This window comes from Ruegeria sp. YTSA108, assembly GCF_059610185.1.
In genome coordinates this window covers 1-18,993 of the sequence record NZ_JBXWND010000017.1, presented here as the reverse complement: position 1 = coordinate 18,993, position 18,993 = coordinate 1, and the positions used below count along the sequence as shown (strand labels likewise).

Annotated in this window: 20 protein-coding genes; 18 read left to right on the top strand and 2 right to left on the bottom strand. The window is 58.5% G+C overall.

Translation table 11 applies throughout. The features are described from left to right. Positions 1-156: 156 nt before the first annotated feature. A complete protein-coding gene (gene fsa, locus AC2FHW_RS18085) occupies positions 157-810 on the bottom strand; it encodes a fructose-6-phosphate aldolase (RefSeq protein ID WP_142640163.1) in 654 nt (217 codons plus the stop codon). An 88-nt stretch (positions 811-898) separates the two neighbouring features. On the opposite strand from fsa, the gene AC2FHW_RS18080 reads away from it, so the two are divergent. From AC2FHW_RS18080 to AC2FHW_RS18065, 4 genes are all read left to right on the top strand, one after another. Beyond that, a complete protein-coding gene (locus AC2FHW_RS18080; RefSeq protein WP_496822392.1) occupies positions 899-3,094 on the top strand; it encodes a primosomal protein N' in 2,196 nt (731 codons plus the stop codon). Between the two features lie 80 nt (positions 3,095-3,174). Then, positions 3,175-4,407, top strand: a complete 1,233-nt coding sequence (locus AC2FHW_RS18075) for an MFS transporter (RefSeq protein ID WP_271952281.1) — start codon at positions 3,175-3,177, stop codon at positions 4,405-4,407. Positions 4,408-4,473: 66 nt separating this feature from the next. Next, entirely contained in the window at positions 4,474-5,346 is an 873-nt protein-coding gene (locus tag AC2FHW_RS18070) for a 50S ribosomal protein L11 methyltransferase (RefSeq protein ID WP_281973811.1), read from the top strand. A gap of 107 nt (positions 5,347-5,453) precedes the next feature. Further along, the gene (locus tag AC2FHW_RS18065; RefSeq protein WP_142640171.1) at positions 5,454-5,798 is read left to right on the top strand and encodes a hypothetical protein; all 345 of its coding nucleotides are present in this window, start codon (positions 5,454-5,456) and stop codon (positions 5,796-5,798) included. Positions 5,799-5,900: 102 nt separating this feature from the next. Here AC2FHW_RS18065 and AC2FHW_RS18060 read toward each other — a convergent pair whose 3' ends face one another. Beyond that, positions 5,901-6,113 (bottom strand): DUF1127 domain-containing protein, encoded by a 213-nt coding sequence (locus tag AC2FHW_RS18060; RefSeq protein ID WP_142640173.1) that lies wholly within the window; start codon positions 6,111-6,113, stop codon positions 5,901-5,903. Positions 6,114-6,446: 333 nt separating this feature from the next. Between AC2FHW_RS18060 and ruvC the strand changes: the two genes are divergently transcribed. From ruvC to AC2FHW_RS17990, 14 genes are all read left to right on the top strand, one after another. Beyond that, complete coding sequence (gene ruvC / locus AC2FHW_RS18055) at positions 6,447-6,944, top strand: crossover junction endodeoxyribonuclease RuvC (RefSeq protein ID WP_496822390.1); 498 nt, start codon at positions 6,447-6,449, stop codon at positions 6,942-6,944. Beyond that, positions 6,941-7,618, top strand: coding sequence for a Holliday junction branch migration protein RuvA (ruvA, locus tag AC2FHW_RS18050; RefSeq protein ID WP_271952277.1), 678 nt, complete (start codon positions 6,941-6,943; stop codon positions 7,616-7,618). Before ruvC ends, ruvA begins: the two co-directional genes overlap by 4 nt. Positions 7,619-7,622: 4 nt before the next feature. Continuing rightward, positions 7,623-8,642: a Holliday junction branch migration DNA helicase RuvB gene (ruvB, locus tag AC2FHW_RS18045; RefSeq protein ID WP_142640179.1), complete on the top strand. Its 1,020-nt coding sequence runs from the start codon at positions 7,623-7,625 to the stop codon at positions 8,640-8,642. A gap of 61 nt (positions 8,643-8,703) precedes the next feature. Further along, on the top strand, positions 8,704-9,327 hold the full coding sequence (locus AC2FHW_RS18040) for a hypothetical protein (protein WP_142640181.1): 624 nt from the start codon (positions 8,704-8,706) through the stop codon (positions 9,325-9,327). After that, positions 9,324-9,707, top strand: a complete 384-nt coding sequence (ybgC, locus tag AC2FHW_RS18035) for a tol-pal system-associated acyl-CoA thioesterase (protein WP_142640183.1) — start codon at positions 9,324-9,326, stop codon at positions 9,705-9,707. Before AC2FHW_RS18040 ends, ybgC begins: the two co-directional genes overlap by 4 nt. A 105-nt stretch (positions 9,708-9,812) precedes the next feature. Next, positions 9,813-10,508, top strand: coding sequence for a protein TolQ (gene tolQ, locus AC2FHW_RS18030; RefSeq protein ID WP_142640185.1), 696 nt, complete (start codon positions 9,813-9,815; stop codon positions 10,506-10,508). Position 10,509: 1 nt separating this feature from the next. Then, positions 10,510-10,986, top strand: coding sequence for a protein TolR (gene tolR, locus AC2FHW_RS18025; protein ID WP_142640204.1), 477 nt, complete (start codon positions 10,510-10,512; stop codon positions 10,984-10,986). Between the two features lie 9 nt (positions 10,987-10,995). Next, complete coding sequence (gene tolA / locus AC2FHW_RS18020; protein ID WP_142640187.1) at positions 10,996-12,099, top strand: cell envelope integrity protein TolA; 1,104 nt, start codon at positions 10,996-10,998, stop codon at positions 12,097-12,099. Beyond that, positions 12,096-13,415, top strand: coding sequence for a Tol-Pal system beta propeller repeat protein TolB (tolB, locus tag AC2FHW_RS18015; RefSeq protein WP_496822388.1), 1,320 nt, complete (start codon positions 12,096-12,098; stop codon positions 13,413-13,415). Before tolA ends, tolB begins: the two co-directional genes overlap by 4 nt. Before the next feature lie 88 nt (positions 13,416-13,503). Beyond that, complete coding sequence (gene pal / locus AC2FHW_RS18010) at positions 13,504-14,013, top strand: peptidoglycan-associated lipoprotein Pal (RefSeq protein WP_281973807.1); 510 nt, start codon at positions 13,504-13,506, stop codon at positions 14,011-14,013. A 4-nt stretch (positions 14,014-14,017) separates the two neighbouring features. Further along, positions 14,018-14,842 (top strand): tol-pal system protein YbgF, encoded by an 825-nt coding sequence (gene ybgF / locus AC2FHW_RS18005; RefSeq protein WP_281973806.1) that lies wholly within the window; start codon positions 14,018-14,020, stop codon positions 14,840-14,842. Continuing rightward, positions 14,839-16,092: a tRNA lysidine(34) synthetase TilS gene (gene tilS, locus AC2FHW_RS18000; RefSeq protein ID WP_496694666.1), complete on the top strand. Its 1,254-nt coding sequence runs from the start codon at positions 14,839-14,841 to the stop codon at positions 16,090-16,092. The genes ybgF and tilS overlap by 4 nt, the downstream gene beginning before the upstream one ends. A gap of 76 nt (positions 16,093-16,168) precedes the next feature. Then, entirely contained in the window at positions 16,169-18,085 is a 1,917-nt protein-coding gene (gene ftsH / locus AC2FHW_RS17995; protein ID WP_142640196.1) for an ATP-dependent zinc metalloprotease FtsH, read from the top strand. A 101-nt stretch (positions 18,086-18,186) separates the two neighbouring features. Further along, positions 18,187-18,762: an MOSC domain-containing protein gene (locus AC2FHW_RS17990; RefSeq protein ID WP_496701055.1), complete on the top strand. Its 576-nt coding sequence runs from the start codon at positions 18,187-18,189 to the stop codon at positions 18,760-18,762. Positions 18,763-18,993 lie beyond the last annotated feature (231 nt).

Genomic DNA, 18,993 nt, shown 5'->3' with positions numbered 1-18,993 from the left:
CTTGCCGGATCTGCCTCGGGAAAAATGAGCGTCAATTTGAATTTCGCGGGGAATGTGGTCGGGAAAACTCCGGTCTGCAAAGATCTGATCCGAGATCAGATTCAAAGCAGCTGGGCCGAGCGCGGCGCCAGGGGCGCCGCGCGGGTTCGCGCAGAATCAGAGGATTTTCTGACCCGTTTTCGCCCAATCGGACAGGAAGGTTTCAAGGCCTTTATCGGTCAGCGGATGATCGGCCAGCTTCTTGATCACGGCGGGTGGCGCGGTGATCACGTCGGCACCGATGCGGGCGCTGTCGGTCACGTGGTTCACGGTGCGGATCGACGCGGCGAGGATTTCGGTCTCATACCCATAATTGTCATAGACCTGACGGATATCAGCGATCAGGTCCATGCCATCTAGGTTGATGTCATCCAGACGTCCGATGAAGGGCGAGATGAAAGTTGCGCCGGCTTTGGCGGCCAGAATCGCCTGATTGGTCGAGAAACAGAGGGTCACATTGACCATCTGGCCTTCGTCACTAAGCGTTTTGCAGGTTTTCAGGCCCGCCCATGTCAGCGGGACTTTGACAGCGATATTCGGGGCGATCTTGGCCAGCTTGCGACCTTCGGCGATCATGTCGTCGGCTTCGGTTGCCACGACCTCGGCCGAGACCGGTCCGTCGACCAGATCGCAGATTTCCTTGGTCACTTCCAGAATATCGCGGCCCGATTTCAGGATCAGCGAAGGGTTGGTGGTCACACCGTCCACCATGCCCAGATCGTTCAGTTCGGCGATTGCGTCGATCTCGGCTGTGTCTACGAAGAATTTCATGCGGGCAGTCCTTTGATGGGTTGGCCTTGGTCGCGGATGGCTTTACCTCAAAGAGACCCATGCTGGAACCCCTTGCCAAGGATATGCATTGAGCACTCAGGAGTTTTTCGACCAAGGTGAGCTGGTGGCGGTGCTGACCGCCCAACCGCTGGACCGGACGCTTGACTATAAGGCGCCCGAGGGCGGGTGCTTTCTGGGCGCTTTTGTCGAGGTGCCGCTGGGCCCGCGCAAGGTCTTGGGCGTGGTCTGGGGGTCGGGGCAGGGTGGCTTTGACCTTGCCAAGGCCCGCTCGGTGATCCGGGTGCTTGAAGTCGCGCCGATGCGCGAAGAGATGCGCCTGTTTCTGGGGCGCGTCGCCGATTACACGCTGACCCCGATGCCTGCGATGTTGCGATTGGCCACGCGCGCGCCCGGATTGGGCGATCCGCCTTCGATGCGCAAGGTCTATCGGCTTGGCGACAGGGACCCTGACAGGGTGACCGACGCGCGGACCCGTGTGTTGGAGGTGCTGCGCGACTACGGCGGGTTGGCCTTTACGCTGAAGGAACTGGCCGAACAGGCGGGTGTGACCTCTTCAGTCGTGAAGGGGTTGGTCAAACTCGGTGCGGTTCGCGAAGAAGACAGCCCGCGCGATCTGCCCTATCCACATCTGGATCCGGATCTGCCGGGCAAGGCGTTGACCGATGATCAGGCCTCTGCAGTGGAAACCCTGCAATCTGGCCTGCGAACGGGTGATTATGGCACGACCTTGCTGAAAGGCGTCACCGGGTCGGGCAAGACCGAGGTTTATCTTGAGGCCGTCGCCGAAGCGTTGCGCCAGGGGCGGCAGGCGCTGGTTCTGCTGCCCGAGATTGCCCTGACCGCCGAATTCCTGACGCGCGTTGAGGCACGATTCGGCGCGCGCCCGGCAGAGTGGCATTCGGGCGCGACGATGACCGAACGCCGCCGAGTCTGGCGCATGGTGGGGCAGGGCGATGCACAGCTGGTTGTCGGCGCGCGCTCGGCCCTGTTTCTGCCGTTTCGCAATCTTGGGTTGGTCGTGGTCGATGAAGAACATGACACCTCGTACAAACAGGAAGACGGCGTGCATTACAGCGCCCGTGACATGGCTGTGCTGCGGTCCGCCATATGCGGCGCGCGCGTTATTCTGGCAAGTGCGACGCCGTCACTGGAAAGCTGGGCCAATGCCGAGGCAGGCAAGTATGAGCGGCTCGATTTGACTTCGCGCTTTGGCGATGCGGTGTTGCCCGAGATGAAGCCCATCGACATGCGGGCCGAGAAGATGCAGCCGGGGACGTGGATTTCTCCATCGCTGCGGCAGGCCGTCCATCAGCGGATCGAGCGGGGTGAACAATCCCTTCTGTTTATTAACCGCCGGGGATATGCGCCGGTCACCCTGTGCCGGGCTTGTGGCGAGCAGATTGCCTGTGATCACTGCGATGCGCGCATGGTTGAACACCGGTTTCTCAAGCGTCTGATGTGCCATCAATGCGGTGAGACCAAACCCATGCCCGAGGTCTGCCCCTCCTGTCAGGTCGAGGGCAAGCTGGCCCCGGTCGGGCCAGGGATCGAACGGCTGGCTGAAGAGGCTGAGGCAACATTTCCCGAGGCAAATATTGCCATGCTGTCATCCGATCTGTTTGGATCGGCGCGCGCATTGAAAGCAAAGATCGAAGAGATTGCTGCCGGTGACGCCGATATCGTCATTGGTACGCAGCTGGTGGCCAAGGGGCACAATTTTCCGAAACTGACACTGGTGGGTGTCATTGACGCCGATCTCAGCCTGCATGGGGCGGATTTGCGTGCGGCCGAGCGCACATTCCAGCTGATGCGGCAGGTGGCTGGCCGCGCCGGGCGCGCGGATAAGCCCGGACAGGCGCTGTTGCAGACGTTCCAGCCGGAACATCCCGTCATTCGCGCCATCCTGTCGGGCGATGAAGAGGGGTTCTGGAAAGCCGAAGCGGCCGGGCGGTTGGCAACCGGAGTTCCCCCCTATGGACGCATGGCCGGTATCGTTCTGTCTGGCCCCGAGGTCGGTCCCGTTTTTGACATCGGCAACGCTATGGCCCGCAACGACGCCCCGTTGCGGCAGATCGGTGCGCAGGTCTTTGGTCCAGCGCCTGCGCCCATTGCGCGTATCCGCGGGCGACACAGGGTGCGGCTGCTGGTCAAAGCCCCCAAACGGGCGCCAATTCAGGATGCCATCGCCCGTTGGATAGCACCGCTGCGGCTGAAGGGTGACATCAGGCTGACCGTTGATATTGACCCGCAAAATTTCTACTGACCTCTGCATTCATGCAGAGCCAATGTGCATGCCCTTCTTCCCACTCGCCAAAACCAGAAAATGGGCGTAGAGGGACTCTCATGCTGAAACCCATGCCACTTTCCGAGGCGCAAAGCCTTCCGTTCTGGCGCCGTCCCATCACGCTTTTATTCGTGATGGCACTGACCATGCCCATTGCTTTCAACGCATGGAGCGCGTTGTTGAACAATTTCGTTATTGAAGTGGCGAATTTCGACGGTGCCGACATCGGCCTGCTGCATACCGTGCGCGAGATCCCAGGCTTTCTGGCTGTAGGCGTAATTGCCGTGATCTTGTTTGTTCGGGAGCAGGTGCTGGCGATGATCTCGCTGATCATGCTGGGTGTTGCGACTGCGGTGACAGCGTGGTTCCCAAGCCTTGGCGGCTTGTTGTTCGTCACACTGCTGAGCTCGATCGGGTTCCACTATTATGAAACCGTGAACCAATCCCTTCAGCTGCAATGGTTGCCCAAGGACCGAGCGCCACAATTTCTGGGCTGGATGGTCGCCATGGGATCAGCTTCGACATTGGTTATCTATGGGCTGATTGTCCTGACGTGGGATCGGTTCGATCTGTCCTATAACACTGTATTCATGGCTGCGGGTGGGCTGACGGCTTTGCTGGCGTTGTTCTGTCTGGTCGCCTATCCGCAGTTCGACGCGCCGACTCCGCAAACCAAAAAAATTGTGCTGCGCCGCCGATACTGGCTGTACTATGCGCTTCAGTTCATGGCGGGCGCGCGTCGTCAGATCTTTGTCGTTTTCGCCGGTTTCATGATGGTCGAGAAATTCGGGTTTGAGGTCCACGAACTCACCGGTCTTTTCTTGATCAACCTGGTTATCAACATTTCGGTTGCGCCGATGCTAGGCAAAGCTGTGTCCGTATTCGGTGAACGTCGCACTTTGATTTTCGAATATGCAGGCCTGGCAGTTGTATTTGCAGCCTATGGCGGTATTTATTGGTTCGGTTGGGGCGTTGTTCTGGCGGCTACTCTCTATGTGATTGACCATGTGCTTTTCGCGCTGGCTCTGGCGCTTAAAACCTATTTCCAGAAAATTGCCGATCCGGCAGATATTGCGCCAACCGCAGCGGTTGCCTTTACGATCAACCATATCGCCGCGGTATTCCTACCAGCGCTTCTGGGCCTGCTCTGGGTGTACTCGCCCGGAGCGGTCTTTGCGGTGGCTGCAGCGATGGCGTTGATTTCGTTATCGCTGTCGCTGCTGATCCCGCGCCACCCAGAACTTGGGAATGAGACGATACTGTCGAAATACGCGCCCGCTCCGGCGGAATAGCTGCCAATGCTTGACCTTCGCGGGCCCGCACCCTAGGCGCTGTGTCAGCTGACACAGGAGGCTCCCATGCCCACATTCACCGCGCTTACCACCCTGACCGGCAAAAAGTCCGCCGATGGTCTGGGCGAAGCCATGGAGCGTCTTGATCCCGAACCCACGGGCGTGGGCGTATTCGAAGTCGAAGATGGCTCGGGCCTGTGGGAGATTGGCGGTTACTTCACCGAAGCGCCGGATGAAACGGCACTGGCGGTTCTGTCGGCTGCGTTCGGATCCAAACCCTTTGTAATCTCGGAACTGCCCGAAACCGACTGGGTCGCCCATGTCCGCCGTGAATTGGCGCCTGTCGAGGCTGGCCGCTTTTTCGTCTATGGCTGTCACGATGCCGACAAGCTGCCCGAAGGCCGTATCCCTTTGTTGATTGAGGCTGCAATGGCTTTCGGTACCGGGCATCACGGCACCACCCTTGGGTGTCTCAAGGCTCTGGATTTTCTGCTCGATCAGGGTTTTACCGCGACAAAAGTTGCAGATATCGGCTGCGGCACCGCCGTTCTTGCGATGGCTGCAGCCCGCGTTTGGGATGGCGACATTATCGCCAGCGACATTGATGAGGTCGCCGTCGAAGTTGCTGAAGCCAACCTGAAGGCAAACGGCATGTCAGGGAAGGTTCAATGTGTCGAGGCTGCGGGGTTTGATCATCCGGAGCTGAAATCTCTTGCGCCCTATGACCTGATATTCGCCAACATCCTCAAGGGCCCATTGGTGGCCCTGGCGCCCGAAATTTCAGCGAATCTGCGAGTCGGGGGTAAGGCGATTCTATCGGGAATCCTTAACGAGCAAGCCGAGGACGTTGTTTCCGTTTATCTCCAAAATGGCTTCAATGCCTCTAGAAATGACCAAATTGGTGAATGGACGTCGCTAGTCTTAACCAAACAGGGCTAAAATCGGGCCATTTGCAGGAGTTTTGTGGGGTTTCGCCTCTTTTTTGTCGCAATCTGTTTTTACCGTCAATGACGTGGAATTGGGGGGCGGTTGATTTGGAGGCTGCCATGACTGGAAAACAAATTGAATTTGATCAGCGCGTTCATCGGCTGAACAAGAAACATTCGAAGATGACCCGTGGTTATCGTGCGACTATGCGCAAAGATGGCCTGGTTGTTATGAAACCACAGCGGGTTCAGTCCGCGGTGCCTGCAAAGGCTCTGCTGATCTGCTTGGCTGGGCTGTTCGCCTTCAAAACGCTTTTGCTGACCAGCTTGGGGTCGTCGGCCTACCAGTATCGTGTCGATAGCCTTGCGCAAGGGACCGAAGTGGAGAAGGCGGGGGCATGGATCATGCAGATCGACCCGGTATCACAGGCCCTCTCGTCTCAACTCAGCAAAGTTCTCCGCTAAGTTTCTTCCGTTTTGAATAGAAACGCCGCGTATCCGGGGATACGCGGCGTTCTTCTTTGCCCCGAGGGAGAAGGGGAAAATCAACGGTAAGTTTGCTTTGCCTTAGCGGCGGCCTTCCACGACGATTTCAATGTCGCCACGGCACAGGCCGATATCTTCCAGCTCGCGGTCCGACAGACCGCTCAGCGCGTTGCGTGTAACGCGGGCATCATTCCATTCGACAACGGCGTTTACGACCATTGCGAAAGTCGCGCCGATACGGCCGACGAGGCCAAATGAGCCAGTGGTGGTGCGGGTTGTGTCCAGTGCAGCCATATCCTGTTTCCTTCCGGTTTGTGTTAAACTCTGATCTTGCGATCTGACGGGCATTTAGGGATGGTTTTCTGACTGCACAAGCATAGAAATTGCATGTGTCCTATGCGTTTTTTGCAATGCTCGAAAAACATGGAAACGCCTTAATTTATTGGCAATTTTGCCTTCATCAAGCTGGTCGGAACCCGACATTTTTCAGTCGCAATCAGCTCATTCTGTCGGAGACAGGACGACCGTGTCGCAATCTGACCATCAGTCAATTCGCTTGGAAAATGTTCTTGTTTCGTGCTAGTCGGTAAAAAAGAACACACAAACCCGAGCAGGCCGAGGCTATATATGCGAATTCTGGGCATTGATCCGGGGCTACGGACCCTGGGATGGGGCGTCATCGAATCACATGGCAGCCGTCTCAGTCATGTTGCCAATGGGTTATGTAAATCGGACGGGGATGATCTGGGAGAGCGGTTGCTATCGCTCCATAATCAGATCGTCGAAGTGATTGCCGAGCATCAGCCCGATCAGGCCGCCATCGAACAGACCTTTGTGAACAAGGACGGAGCCGGTACGCTTAAGCTGGGTCAGGCACGAGGTGTGGCACTGTTGACGCTGGCGCAGGCCGGGTTGCCGGTGGGGGAATATGCGCCCAATCGAGTCAAGAAAACGGTTGTGGGCGTGGGCCATGCCGAAAAGGAACAGGTTCTTCATATGGTCAAGTTGCAACTGCCGGGCTGTCAGCCCAAGGGCGCGGATGCCGCGGATGCGCTGGCGATAGCGATCTGTCATTCCTTTTATGGGGCAACGCCACGGTCGCGGATGAAACAGGTGCGGGCATGATTGGCAAGCTGACAGGCCGGTTGGATTACCGCGCGGCGGATCACGTGCTGATCGACGTGCGTGGGGTCGGCTATCTGGTCTATTGCTCGGACCGTACGATGGCTGCGCTGCCGGGCGTGGGTGAGGCGATCTCGATCTACACCGACATGGTGGTGCGCGAGGATTTGATGCAGCTTTACGGGTTCCTTTCGCTGGTCGAGAAGGAGTGGCATCGCCTGCTGTGCTCGGTGCAAGGGGTCGGGGCCAAGGTTTCGCTAGCAATCCTCAGCGCCTTGGGCCCCGATGGTGTTAGCCGGGCGATTGCTCTGGGCGATTGGGGGGCGGTCAAGGCAGCCAAGGGCGTGGGCCCAAAAACCGCGCAGCGGATCGTGCTGGACCTCAAAGACAAGGCGCCCGGCGTTATGGCCATGGGCGGCACGGTGACCGAGGCAATGGATGGCCCCGCGCTGGATGTGGTGGAACTGACTGAACCGACACCTGTGCCAAAGCGGCCCACCATAAGCGCATCAGGTAATGCAGCAGCATCTGCCGGGGCATTGTCGGCACTCTCCAATCTGGGCTACGGCCCGTCCGAGGCCGCGTCAGCCGTGGCCGAAGCCGCGGCAAGCTTGCCCGAAGCGGGTGAGGCGGACCTGATCCGCGCTGCGTTGAAACTATTGGCTCCGAAAGGGTGATTGAATGGTAGATGCCGATCCCACCCTGCGCCCCGAGCCGTTGCCGGAAGACAATGACCGCGCCTTGCGCCCGCAGGGACTGGACGAATTCATCGGTCAAGCCGAGGCGCGCGCCAATCTGCGTATCTTTATCCAATCCGCTCGCCAAAGGGGTGAGGCAATGGATCATACGCTGTTCCATGGCCCTCCCGGTCTGGGCAAGACCACGCTGGCGCAGATCATCGCGCGTGAGTTGGGCGTGAATTTTCGGATGACATCTGGCCCGGTTCTGGCAAAGGCGGGCGATCTGGCGGCGATCCTGACCAATCTGGAAGCGCGCGATGTGCTGTTCATTGACGAAATCCATCGATTGAATCCAGCGGTCGAAGAGGTCCTGTACCCGGCGATGGAGGATTTCGAGCTGGATCTGGTGATTGGTGAAGGCCCGGCCGCGCGCACGGTGAGGATCGAGTTGCAGCCGTTTACTCTGGTCGGGGCCACCACCCGGATGGGGCTGCTGACCACGCCGCTGCGCGACCGCTTTGGCATCCCGACACGCCTGCAGTTCTATACCGTTGATGAATTGCACGAGATTGTCACCCGCAACGCGCGCAAGCTTGGGGCACCGGCTGATGACAGCGGCGCCCGAGAGATCGCGCGCCGGTCACGCGGAACGCCTCGGATCGCCGGGCGCCTGCTGCGGCGGGTGGTGGATTTCGCAATCGTCGAAGGCGATGGACGGATCACCCGCGATTTGGCTGATGGGGCGTTGACGCGGCTGGGGGTCGATCATCTGGGGCTGGACGGCGCGGACCGCCGGTATCTGAAGCTGATCGCCGAGAATTACGCGGGCGGGCCGGTAGGTATCGAAACCTTGTCGGCAGCTCTGTCGGAAAGCCGGGACTCGCTGGAGGAGGTGATCGAACCCTTCCTCTTGCAGCAAGGCCTGATCCAACGCACACCGCGTGGCCGGATGCTGGCGCAGAAGGCGTGGACGCATCTGGGCATGGCCGCACCCAAGGGGCAAAACGATCTGTTTGGTTGAAGCCGAGCCTGCGAGCTTTTAAGGGTTTCGCCAAACATTGTCCGATTGCCGAGGATTGCGCGTGACACCCGACGACATTCAAGCCCTGTTCACCCGCGAAAGCGGAGAGTTCCTGTTTGCGCGCTGGGGCCGCCCCATCGTGCCGATCGTCTTTGGGGTCGAAGATGAAAGTTTGGCCACGGTCAAAGGCGCGTTCGAGGCAGTGGTAACACTGGCAGGGCATCAGATGGCAGAAACCGACCCCGAGCTTGGCGCCAACTGCATGGTCTTTTTCTTCCGCGACTGGAAAGAACTGACAGAAGTGCCCGATCTGGACCGTTTGGTCCCTGATCTGGGGCCGTTGGTTGATCGGTTGATCGCGGCCGATGCCAACCAGTACCGGATATTCCGTTTTGAAGAAGACGGCGCCATTCGTGCGGCCTTTGTGTTTTTGCGGATGGACAATGAATTGTCGCAAGTCCCCGCTGAAACGCTTGCGCTCAGCCAGGTGGTGCAAACGGTGCTGCTCTGGTCCGATACCGCTTTTCGCAACCAGTCGCCCTTGGCAGTGGCGGGTGACGCGACGATATTGCGACCAGACATTGCCGGGTTGATCCGGGCGGCATACGATCCTGTCCTGCCGGGCGCGGCGCAGGATGCCTCTCATGCGCTGAGATTGTTTGCCAGATTGGATCAACCGCAATGAAGCACGTCTATTCCGTTAAAGTTTATTACGAAGACACCGATATGGGCGGCGTGGTCTATCACGCTAACTATTTGAAATACATCGAACGCGCCCGGTCGGACTATGTGCGGCGCCTGGGCAATGACCAGAATGCCATGCGTGACGCAGGTATCGTTTGGGTCGTGCGCCGGATCGAGGCGGAATACCTGGCCCCGGCCAAATTTGACGACGATCTGGAGATCGAGACCGAAATCAAGTCTCTGTCCGGTGTCCGTCTGATCATGGCGCAAGTGGTCAAACGGGGCGAAGAGGAGATTTTTCGCGCCATCGTTACCGCCGTCTGTATGAATGCGCAGGGCAAGCCCGTACGCCTTCCGGCAGAGATTCGCGCATTGTTGTAACAATTTGCAGGGCCCGGGTGGTTCTGTTGGCAATTCGCCCCCATCTGCGTTAGCGTTTGACAAAACAAGGCCGTAAGGCTGTCAGGCAAAACAAAGAGCAGGTTCATGGAAGCTGAAACGCTGGCGCTGGCGCAGGAGATCGATTTCTCCATGTGGGGGCTTTTTGCCCGCGCGACTTTTATCGTTAAACTGGTAATGCTGATGCTGATTGGCGCATCAGTCTGGTCCTGGGGGATCATCATCCAGAAACTGATCAATTACCGTGCTGCAAGGCGTGAAGCTCAGGTTTTTGATGAGGCTTTCTGGTCCGGGAACCCCCTGGATGAACTGTTCGAGCAGATCGGTACCCAACCCGATGGCAGTTCGGAGAAGATATTTGCCTCGGGCATGATCGAATGGCGCCGCTCGCACCGCACTGATGGCGGTCTGATAGCTGGTGCCACCGCACGCATTGATCGGTCGATGGATGTGGCCATCGCGAAAGAGGCCGAGGCGCTGCAAAAGGGCTTGCCCATTCTGGCCACGGTCGGCTCAACTGCACCCTTCATTGGTCTGTTCGGAACGGTTTGGGGTATCATGAATGCGTTCATCGAGATTGCCGAGCAGCAGAACACCAACCTGGCTGTTGTCGCGCCCGGTATTGCCGAGGCGTTGCTGGCCACCGGCCTGGGCCTGTTGGCCGCGATTCCGGCGGTGATTTTCTATAACAAACTCAGCGCAGATAGTGATCGGATCGTTGGAGGCTATGAAGCCTTTGCCGATGAGTTCGCCACCATTCTGTCGCGCCAGCTGGACAGCTGAGATGGGGGCTGCGGTTCAGCAATCCTCGGGCGGGAATGGACGCCGGCGGGGTCGGCGTCGCGGTCGCGCGCAGCCGATGGCTGAGATCAACGTCACACCCTTTGTGGACGTTATGCTGGTGCTGCTGATCATCTTCATGGTGGCCGCGCCCTTGCTGACTGTTGGTGTGCCTGTTGATCTGCCCAAAACGGCGGCCAGTGCGCTGCCCGGCGATAACGAGGAACCTTTGACCGTCACGCTGACCGCGGATGGCAGGGTGCAAATCCAAACCACGGATATTCTGCGCGAAGAGCTGATTGGCAAACTACGCGCCATCGCAGCAGAACGCAGTAGCGACCGAGTGTTTTTGCGCGCGGATGGTGCGATCCCTTATGCGCAGGTGATGCAGGTAATGGGCGCGCTTAATGCGGGTGGGTTCTCCAATGTGGGGCTGGTGACCGATACGGGCGGCCCGACACTGGACGACGGTGGAGAGTGAGGCCGCACGGTGGATACCGGCACCAAGATCTCGGCGATTGCCCATGTCAGTCTGATTTGTTGGGCATTTTTTGGCGGTACCTTCCGGTCCGAACCGTTGCCTATGGCCGTGCAGGACGTGTCGGTCATTTCGGCTGAGCAATTTGCGGCAATGACCGCTCAGCGGGATGCGCCCGAAGTGCCAACGCCAACAGCGCTACAGCCGCCCGAAGCCCCAACAGAAGAGGAGCCAGCGCCGGAACCGGTAGTGGAGGAGCAGCCTTCGTTGCAAGAGGCGGAACCTGCTGAACCCGACCCGGACCCGGATCCTGAGCCTGAACCGGTTGAGCCGCCGCCAGAACCGGTGGTGATTGAACAGCCACCGGTGTTGGACACGCCTGACCCCGAGATCGTCGACGTTACGGTGCCTTCTGGGCCAGAAGCACAGCCCAGCCCGGCCGAGAATGTTGCGCCGGTGCCGGTTGCGCCGCCTCCGCCCGAGGCCGCGCCTGATGAAATCGAAACCCCGGCCGTATCTTTGGACGAGAGAGCCGAGACCCAGCAGGAACAGCAGGATCAGACCGCCCCCGAGGAAAAGGCTGACGAGATTGTGACCGAAGCGGAAGAGCCCAAGGAAAACGCTCCCCGAACATCGCCGCGCCCGCGGACCCGTCCCAACCGCCCGACACCGCCGGTCGAGCCCGAAGTGGCGGAGACGCCCGAGCCCGAACCCACAGAGCCCGCGCAGACGGAAACAGCCATCAACGATGCGCTGGCCGAGGCGTTGGGACAAGGGAGTGAACCCTCTGGTCCGCCCTTGACCAGCGGCGAAAAGGACGCGATGCGATTGGCTGTTTCCCAATGCTGGAACGTCGGGTCCTTGTCCACGGATGCTCTGCAGACAGTTGTTGTTGTCGGATTTTCGTTGACCCCTGATGGCAAGGTGGTTGGCGGCAGCTTGCGCATGATCGACAGCTCAGGCGGTTCTGACGGCGCAGCCAGACAAGCCTATGAGGCTGCTCGACGTGCCATTTTGCGCTGTGGAGCCAAAGGATATGACCTGCCAACCGATAAATACGAGCATTGGCAGGATATTGAGATTACATTCAATCCCGAGAGGATGCGGATCAAATGATGAGACTTCTGACCAGCCTGTTGCTTGGCCTGACACTGGTGTCGGCACCTGTTCACGCCCAAAGTGGACCGCTTCGCTTGGAATTGGATCAGGGGATTATCGAACCCTTGCCCTTTTCGGTTCCGAATTTTGTGCCGGACAGCACAGCAGCTGCGCAATATGCCCAGGATATCTCGCGGGTTGTGGCCGCCGATCTAACCGGAACAGGGCTGTTCCGCGAAATTCTGTCTGATGCTTTCATCAGCCAAGTGGCCAGCTTTGAAGATCCCGTTCGGTTCGCGGATTGGAAAGCCATCAATGCCGAGGCTTTGGTGACAGGTGCTGTGAATGTGTCGGGCAATCGCCTGACGGTGCGGTTCAGGGTCTGGGATGTGTTTTCTGGGCAGGAGCTGGGCAACGGTCTGCAGTTTGCCGGGACGACTGAAGGGTGGCGGCGCATGGCCCATAAAGTGGCGGATCAAGTCTATAGCCGTGTAACGGGCGAGGGCGCCTATTTCGACAGTCGCGTTGCCTTTGTCTCGGAAAGCGGCCCCAAAAACCAGCGCCTGAAACGGCTGGCGATCATGGATTATGATGGTGCGAATGTGCAGTACCTGACCGACAGCGCCGCCATTGTTCTGGCACCACGCTTTTCACCTGCCGGTGATCAACTGCTCTATACCAGCTACGAATCCGGTCAGCCGCGCATCTATGTTCTGGATATCGAGCGGGTCAGGCGGACTGAGTTGAACACCCAGGGCGGCACGATGAGCTTTTCGCCCCGGTTTTCGCCGGATGGACGGTCGATCGTCTATTCGCTTATTCAGGGCGGCAATACGGACCTGTGGAAAATGGATCTGGCTTCCGGGCAAAGCGTGCGGCTGACCAATACGCCCGCGATCGAAACCGCCCCCAGCTATTCGCCGGACGGTTCCCAGATCGTGTTTGAAAGCGACCGTTCGGGCACGCCACAGCTTTACATCATGCCCGCAAACGGGGGCGAGGCGACGCGGATCAGCTTTGGTCAGGGCCGTTATGGAACGCCGGTCTGGTCCCCCCGTGGCGATCTGATTGCGTTTACCAAGCAGAACAAAGGCCGATTTCATATCGGTGTCATGCGAACAGATGGCAGCGAAGAGCGTTTGCTGACCTCGTCGTTTCTGGACGAAGGACCGACATGGTCCCCTAATGGTCGCGTGATCATGTTCACCCGAGAAACCCAGGGCGCAAGTGGCCGGGCGACGCTGTATTCGGTTGATATCTCGGGACGCAACCTGCGCCCGATCCGCACCCCGGATGGGGGCAGCGATCCGTCATGGGGTCCACTGCAGAATTGATCACGGCTGCTGGCAGGAAAAGTTCACAAGGAACCTGCACTATGCTACAGAGACGGCAATAAAGAGAAAAAACAACGAGGCACCTGAGATGAACGTATTGGGCAAAATCCTAGCACTAGGTGTGTTTGGCGCGTTGGCAGCCTGCACCAATAACGATCCGTCTGCGCTGGGCGGCGGCTTTGGCAATGGCGCAAATGGCGGGCTGGCCGCGGGCTCTCCAAGTGATCCGCGCTCGCCTGCATATTTCCAGCAAACTGTTGGTGACCGGGTTCTGTTTTCAGTCGATCAGTCGACGCTTACTCCGCAGGCGCAGTCAGTGCTGCAGGGGCAGGCCGACTGGCTGATGGCCAACCCCGACTTTGTGGCAACGATCGAAGGCCATGCGGATGAGCAGGGCACGCGTGAGTATAACCTCGCACTGGGTGCGCGCCGGGCAAATGCCGCCCGCGAGTTCCTGATTTCCCGCGGAGTAGCGGGCAACCGGCTGACAACTGTCAGCTTTGGCAAGGAACGCCCGATCGAGATTTGCAGCACCGAGGACTGCTATTCGAAAAACCGTCGCGCGGTGACGGTGCTGACCGGATCAACTTTGGGATAAGACGATGAAACTAGCAGGATGGGTTCTGGCCGCAGTTTTGGCGACCGCCGGTTTGGCACAAGCACAGGATCAGCAAACCTTGGCGGATATCCGGCAGGAACTGACGGTGCTGCATGTGGAAATTCAGCGGCTCAAGCGCGAGTTTTCAACAACCGGCTCTCCGGCCCCGAACCTGTCCGGCAGTTCGATACTTGAACGTGTTGATGCCATAGAGGCCGAGTTGCAGCGCCTGACGCGCCAGACCGAGCAGTTGAACCAGCGTGTACAGAATATTGTAACCGACGGCACCAACCGCATCGGTGATCTTGAGTTTCGGTTGGTCGAACTGGAAGGCGGCGACCTGAGTACGCTCGGTGATACAACAACTCTGGGCGGAGAAACGGACATCACATCCGCAGCCCCTGCTGCTCCGACAGCGCCAACCGATTCCGACCTGGGTGAGTTGGCAGTAGGCGAGCAAGCGGATTTCAATGCTGCTGCTCAGGCGCTGGCCGATGGAAACTTCCAGGCCGCTGCGGATCAGTTCGCAGTATTCGATACATCATATCCCGGAAGCCCGCTTGCGCCCGAAGCACACCTAAAGCGCGGGCAGGCGTTGGAAGGCATTGGCGACACCCGCGAAGCTGCAAGGGCTTTTCTGGCCAGCTTCACGGGTGATTCCGAAGGCGCCTATGCGCCTGAGGCTTTGTTCGAACTGGGTGCTGCTCTGGGCCGTCTGGGACAGACCGAACAGGCGTGTATCACACTGAGCGAGGTTAGCGTCCGGTTCCCGGCCTCGGCATTGGCCTCCAGCGCCACGCAGGAAATGACGTCACTGGGTTGTACTTGACCACACAAGGCACACTCCTGAAATCCGAACTCCGGGCGCGATTGCCGGAAAACCTTCCGCGCCGTCTAGGCGTTGCGGTGTCCGGTGGCGGTGACTCGGTTGCTTTGCTGAGTTTGTTGAAGCACATCGCCCAAGAGGAACAGGTTGAGCTGTTTGTCGCCACGGTGAACCACAATCTGCGCCCCGAAGCGGTGGCGGAGGCAGATTGGGTGGCGCAGCTTGCCCAGGGTCTGGGCCTTCCACATGAGACGTTGCACTGGCAGGGGTGGGACCAGACAGGTAACCTGCAGGATAGGGCGCGGCAGGCCCGGTACCAGTTGCTGTCAGACTGGGCGCGTGACAGGCAGATCGGCGCGATTGCCCTGGGACACACCGCCGATGATCAAGCCGAAACCATGCTGATGCGATTGGCGCGCGCTGCTGGTGTGACGGGATTGTCCGGCATGCCCGCAATGCGGAACTATCAAGGGATCATGCTGCTGCGGCCGATGTTGGGGATCACCCGGCAACAACTGCGCGATTATCTTGCCAAGATTGGGGCAGATTGGATCGAGGATCCATCGAATCACGACCGGCGGTTTGATCGTATCAAGGCGCGCGACGCGTTGACCGGCTTGTCCGAAATTGGGATTTCGGCGCATTCTCTGTCCCGCGTTGCTGAAAACCTTGCTCAAGCCCGTGAAGCATTAGAGCAGATTACGCAGGATTCCGCCCGTCAGGTCCTGAGTGTCGATGGCGGCGATATCTGTGTCGATCGCGCGCAATTTTCCACTCTGCCTGCGGAAATTCGACGTCGTCTTCTTACAGGTTGTGTCCGCTGGATTGCGGGCCGCGGATATCCACCGCGTCAGGCTGCAACAGACCGGGCGCTGCTCGCGATTGATCAGGGTGAGGCGGCGACGATAGGTGGATGCCTCTTGATCCCAAAAGCCGATAAAATGTGGATTTGCAGAGAGCTAAATGCCGTTGAGAGCGAAACCGGCGCACCCGGTCAGATTTGGGATGGACGGTGGATCCTGTCTGGCCCGGCGATTCCCGACGCGCAGGTTCACCCGTTAGGTGCGGCTGGTTTGCAGGCCGTGCCAGATTGGCGTGCACTTGGAAAACCGCGCGCCGCGCTTCTGGCGTCTCCGTCCGTCTGGAGTGGAGAGGTCTTGGTATCTGCACCTATGGTGGGTTTCTCAAATGGTTGGCTTGCAGAACTGACGCCAGAAGAGCCCGAGTTTCACTCTTCGGTTTTATCGCATTGAACCTGCTTGAATCATCTCTATTTTAAAGAGCAACCCGGCAGATCCCCATCTGCCGAAATCTTTTGGGAGATTTTTCTTGGGCAACGCTCGTAACATCGCCTTTTGGGTCGTTCTGTTTTTGCTGATCCTTGCACTGTTCAATCTGTTCAGCGGACCAGGTGGAACGCTTCAGAGCAATGAAAGAACCTATTCTGATTTCGTGACCGCTGTTGAAGGCGGCGAAGTCAAAAACGTGACATTGGATGGCGAGCAAATTCGCTATACCACGCAAAGCGGCGCAAGCTATGTCACGATCAAGCCCGGCGATGCCGAGGTGACCAAACTGCTGATCGATGAAAGCATCCCGGTTCAGGCTGTGAAACAACAGCAATCGGGCATTCAGTCTTTCCTGGTCACTCTTCTTCCTTTCCTGCTGCTGATCGGTGTCTGGGTCTACTTCATGAACCGGATGCAGGGTGGCGGCAAAGGTGGCGCGATGGGCTTTGGCAAGTCCAAGGCCAAGATGCTGACCGAAAAGCATGGCCGTGTAACTTTTGATGATGTCGCTGGCATCGACGAGGCCAAGGAAGAACTGGAAGAGATCGTAGAATTCCTGCGCAATCCGCAGAAATTCAGTCGTCTGGGTGGCAAGATTCCAAAAGGCGCTTTGTTGGTGGGCCCTCCGGGGACAGGTAAAACGCTGCTGGCCCGCGCCATTGCGGGTGAGGCGGGTGTGCCCTTCTTCACCATTTCGGGTTCGGACTTTGTTGAGATGTTCGTCGGTGTCGGTGCATCCCGTGTCCGCGACATGTTCGAACAGGCCAAGAAAAACGCTCCCTGTATCGTCTTTATTGACGAGATTGACGCCGTTGGCCGCCATCGTGGTGCCGGTTATGGCGGGGGTAATGACGAACGTGAACAAACGCTCAACCAGTTGCTCGTCGAGATGGACGGGTTCGAGGCCAATGAGGGCGTGATTATTCTGGCGGCCACCAACCGTAAGGACGTTTTGGACCCTGCGCTGCTGCGTCCAGGCCGTTTCGACCGCAACGTGACTGTCGGCAACCCCGACATTAAAGGCCGCGAAAAGATCCTGGGCGTTCACGCACGCAAGACACCCCTCGGACCTGATGTCGATCTGCGCATCATCGCGCGCGGGACTCCGGGCTTCTCGGGTGCTGATCTGGCCAACCTCGTGAATGAGGCCGCGCTGATGGCCGCCCGCGTCGGTCGCCGCTTTGTTACCATGGAAGATTTCGAGAATGCCAAGGACAAGGTGATGATGGGTGCCGAGCGCCGCTCCATGGTGCTGACCCAGGACCAGAAGGAAAAGACTGCCTATCACGAATCAGGGCATGCCGTTGTTGGTATGACGCTGCCATTGTGTGATCCGGTCTATAAGGCAACGATCATTCCGCGCGGTGGTGCGCTGGGCATGGTGGTGTCACTGCCAGAAATGGACCGCCTGAACTATCACCGCGATGAGTGTGAGCAAAAGCTGGCCATGACGATGGCCGGTAAGGCGGCTGAGGTGATCAAATATGGCGAGGACCATGTCTCGAACGGTCCGGCGGGCGATATCATGCAGGCCAGCCAACTGTCGCGGGCGATGGTGATGCGCTGGGGCATGTCGGACAAGGTCGGCAATATCGACTATGCCGAAGCGCATGATGGCTATTCTGGCAACACTGCCGGGTTCTCGGTCTCGGCCCATACCAAGGAACTGATCGAGGAAGAGGTCAAGCGCCTGATCCAGCAAGGATATGAGCGTGCGCATCAGATCTTGTCAGAACAGAACGAGCAATGGGAACGTCTGGCCCAGGGGCTGCTGGAATATGAAACCCTGACCGGTGACGAGATCAAACGCGTCATGAATGGCGAGCCGCCCAGCGAAAGCGATGACGAGGGCGACAAACCTGATGAGGGCAGCGCCCCCAGCGTGACAGCCATTCCGAAAACCAAGGTTAAGAAAACTCCGCCCGATGGCGGGATGGAGCCGGAACCAACGGCTTAAACTTTCAAAGACCCGGGCCTGTCCCGGGTCTTTTTTCTTTTCAATCGCGAAGGTTTGCCCTTTATTCCGCATCAGATGTCAGTTCTGAAAAAGGGATAAATATGCCGGTATTGCGCGAAACCGAATTCACGGGCGAAGTTGTTTGGTTGGGCCACGTACCAGCAGGTAAAACTCTCCGGGCCAATTCCGTGGACAGTCTGGATTTGGGTTTCTCGGGTGATCAAGGCGCGCGTCACGAAGGCGTGAATCGTACCTCTTGCGTACGGGTCAAAAACCTGTACCCGGTGGGCACCGAAATTCGCAATGTGCGACAGTTATCGATCCTGTCCGCAGAAGAACTTGATGCCATCGCGCAGGAAATGGGCTTGGGTAAGCTGGACCCGTCCCATCTGGGTGTCAGCATTGTCTTGCGCGGCATTCCGGATTTCACCCATATTCCGCCCTCGTCTCGTTTGCAGGTGGAAAATGGCCTGACGCTGACGATCGACATGGAAAACCGGCCCTGTATCCTGCCAGGGCGCGAGATCGAGGCTGACTTGCCCGGGTATGGTGCGGCCTTCAAGCCTGCAGCGCAAGGACGGCGGGGAGTCACGGCTTGGGTCGAAAGACCCGGAGAGCTGAAGCTAGCCGATGAGCTTACACTGTTTGTCCCCGATCAGAGAGCCTGGACACCATAAGGGACCGCAATTTCCGATCGGAAGGCGCCGATGTGACGCTACGACGTTTCAAGGCGCAATTATGTCGGAATCCATAGCCACCAATTTGGTACACAACGGTATGGAGTGAGCAGCGCCGGCGTTCTGCGTCGGGTTTGCACGGAATTCAATCAGGGACCGAAACCCAATGAGCTATAAATCTGACATCGAAATTGCGCGTGAGGCGAAGAAGAAGCCGATTCAGGAGATTGG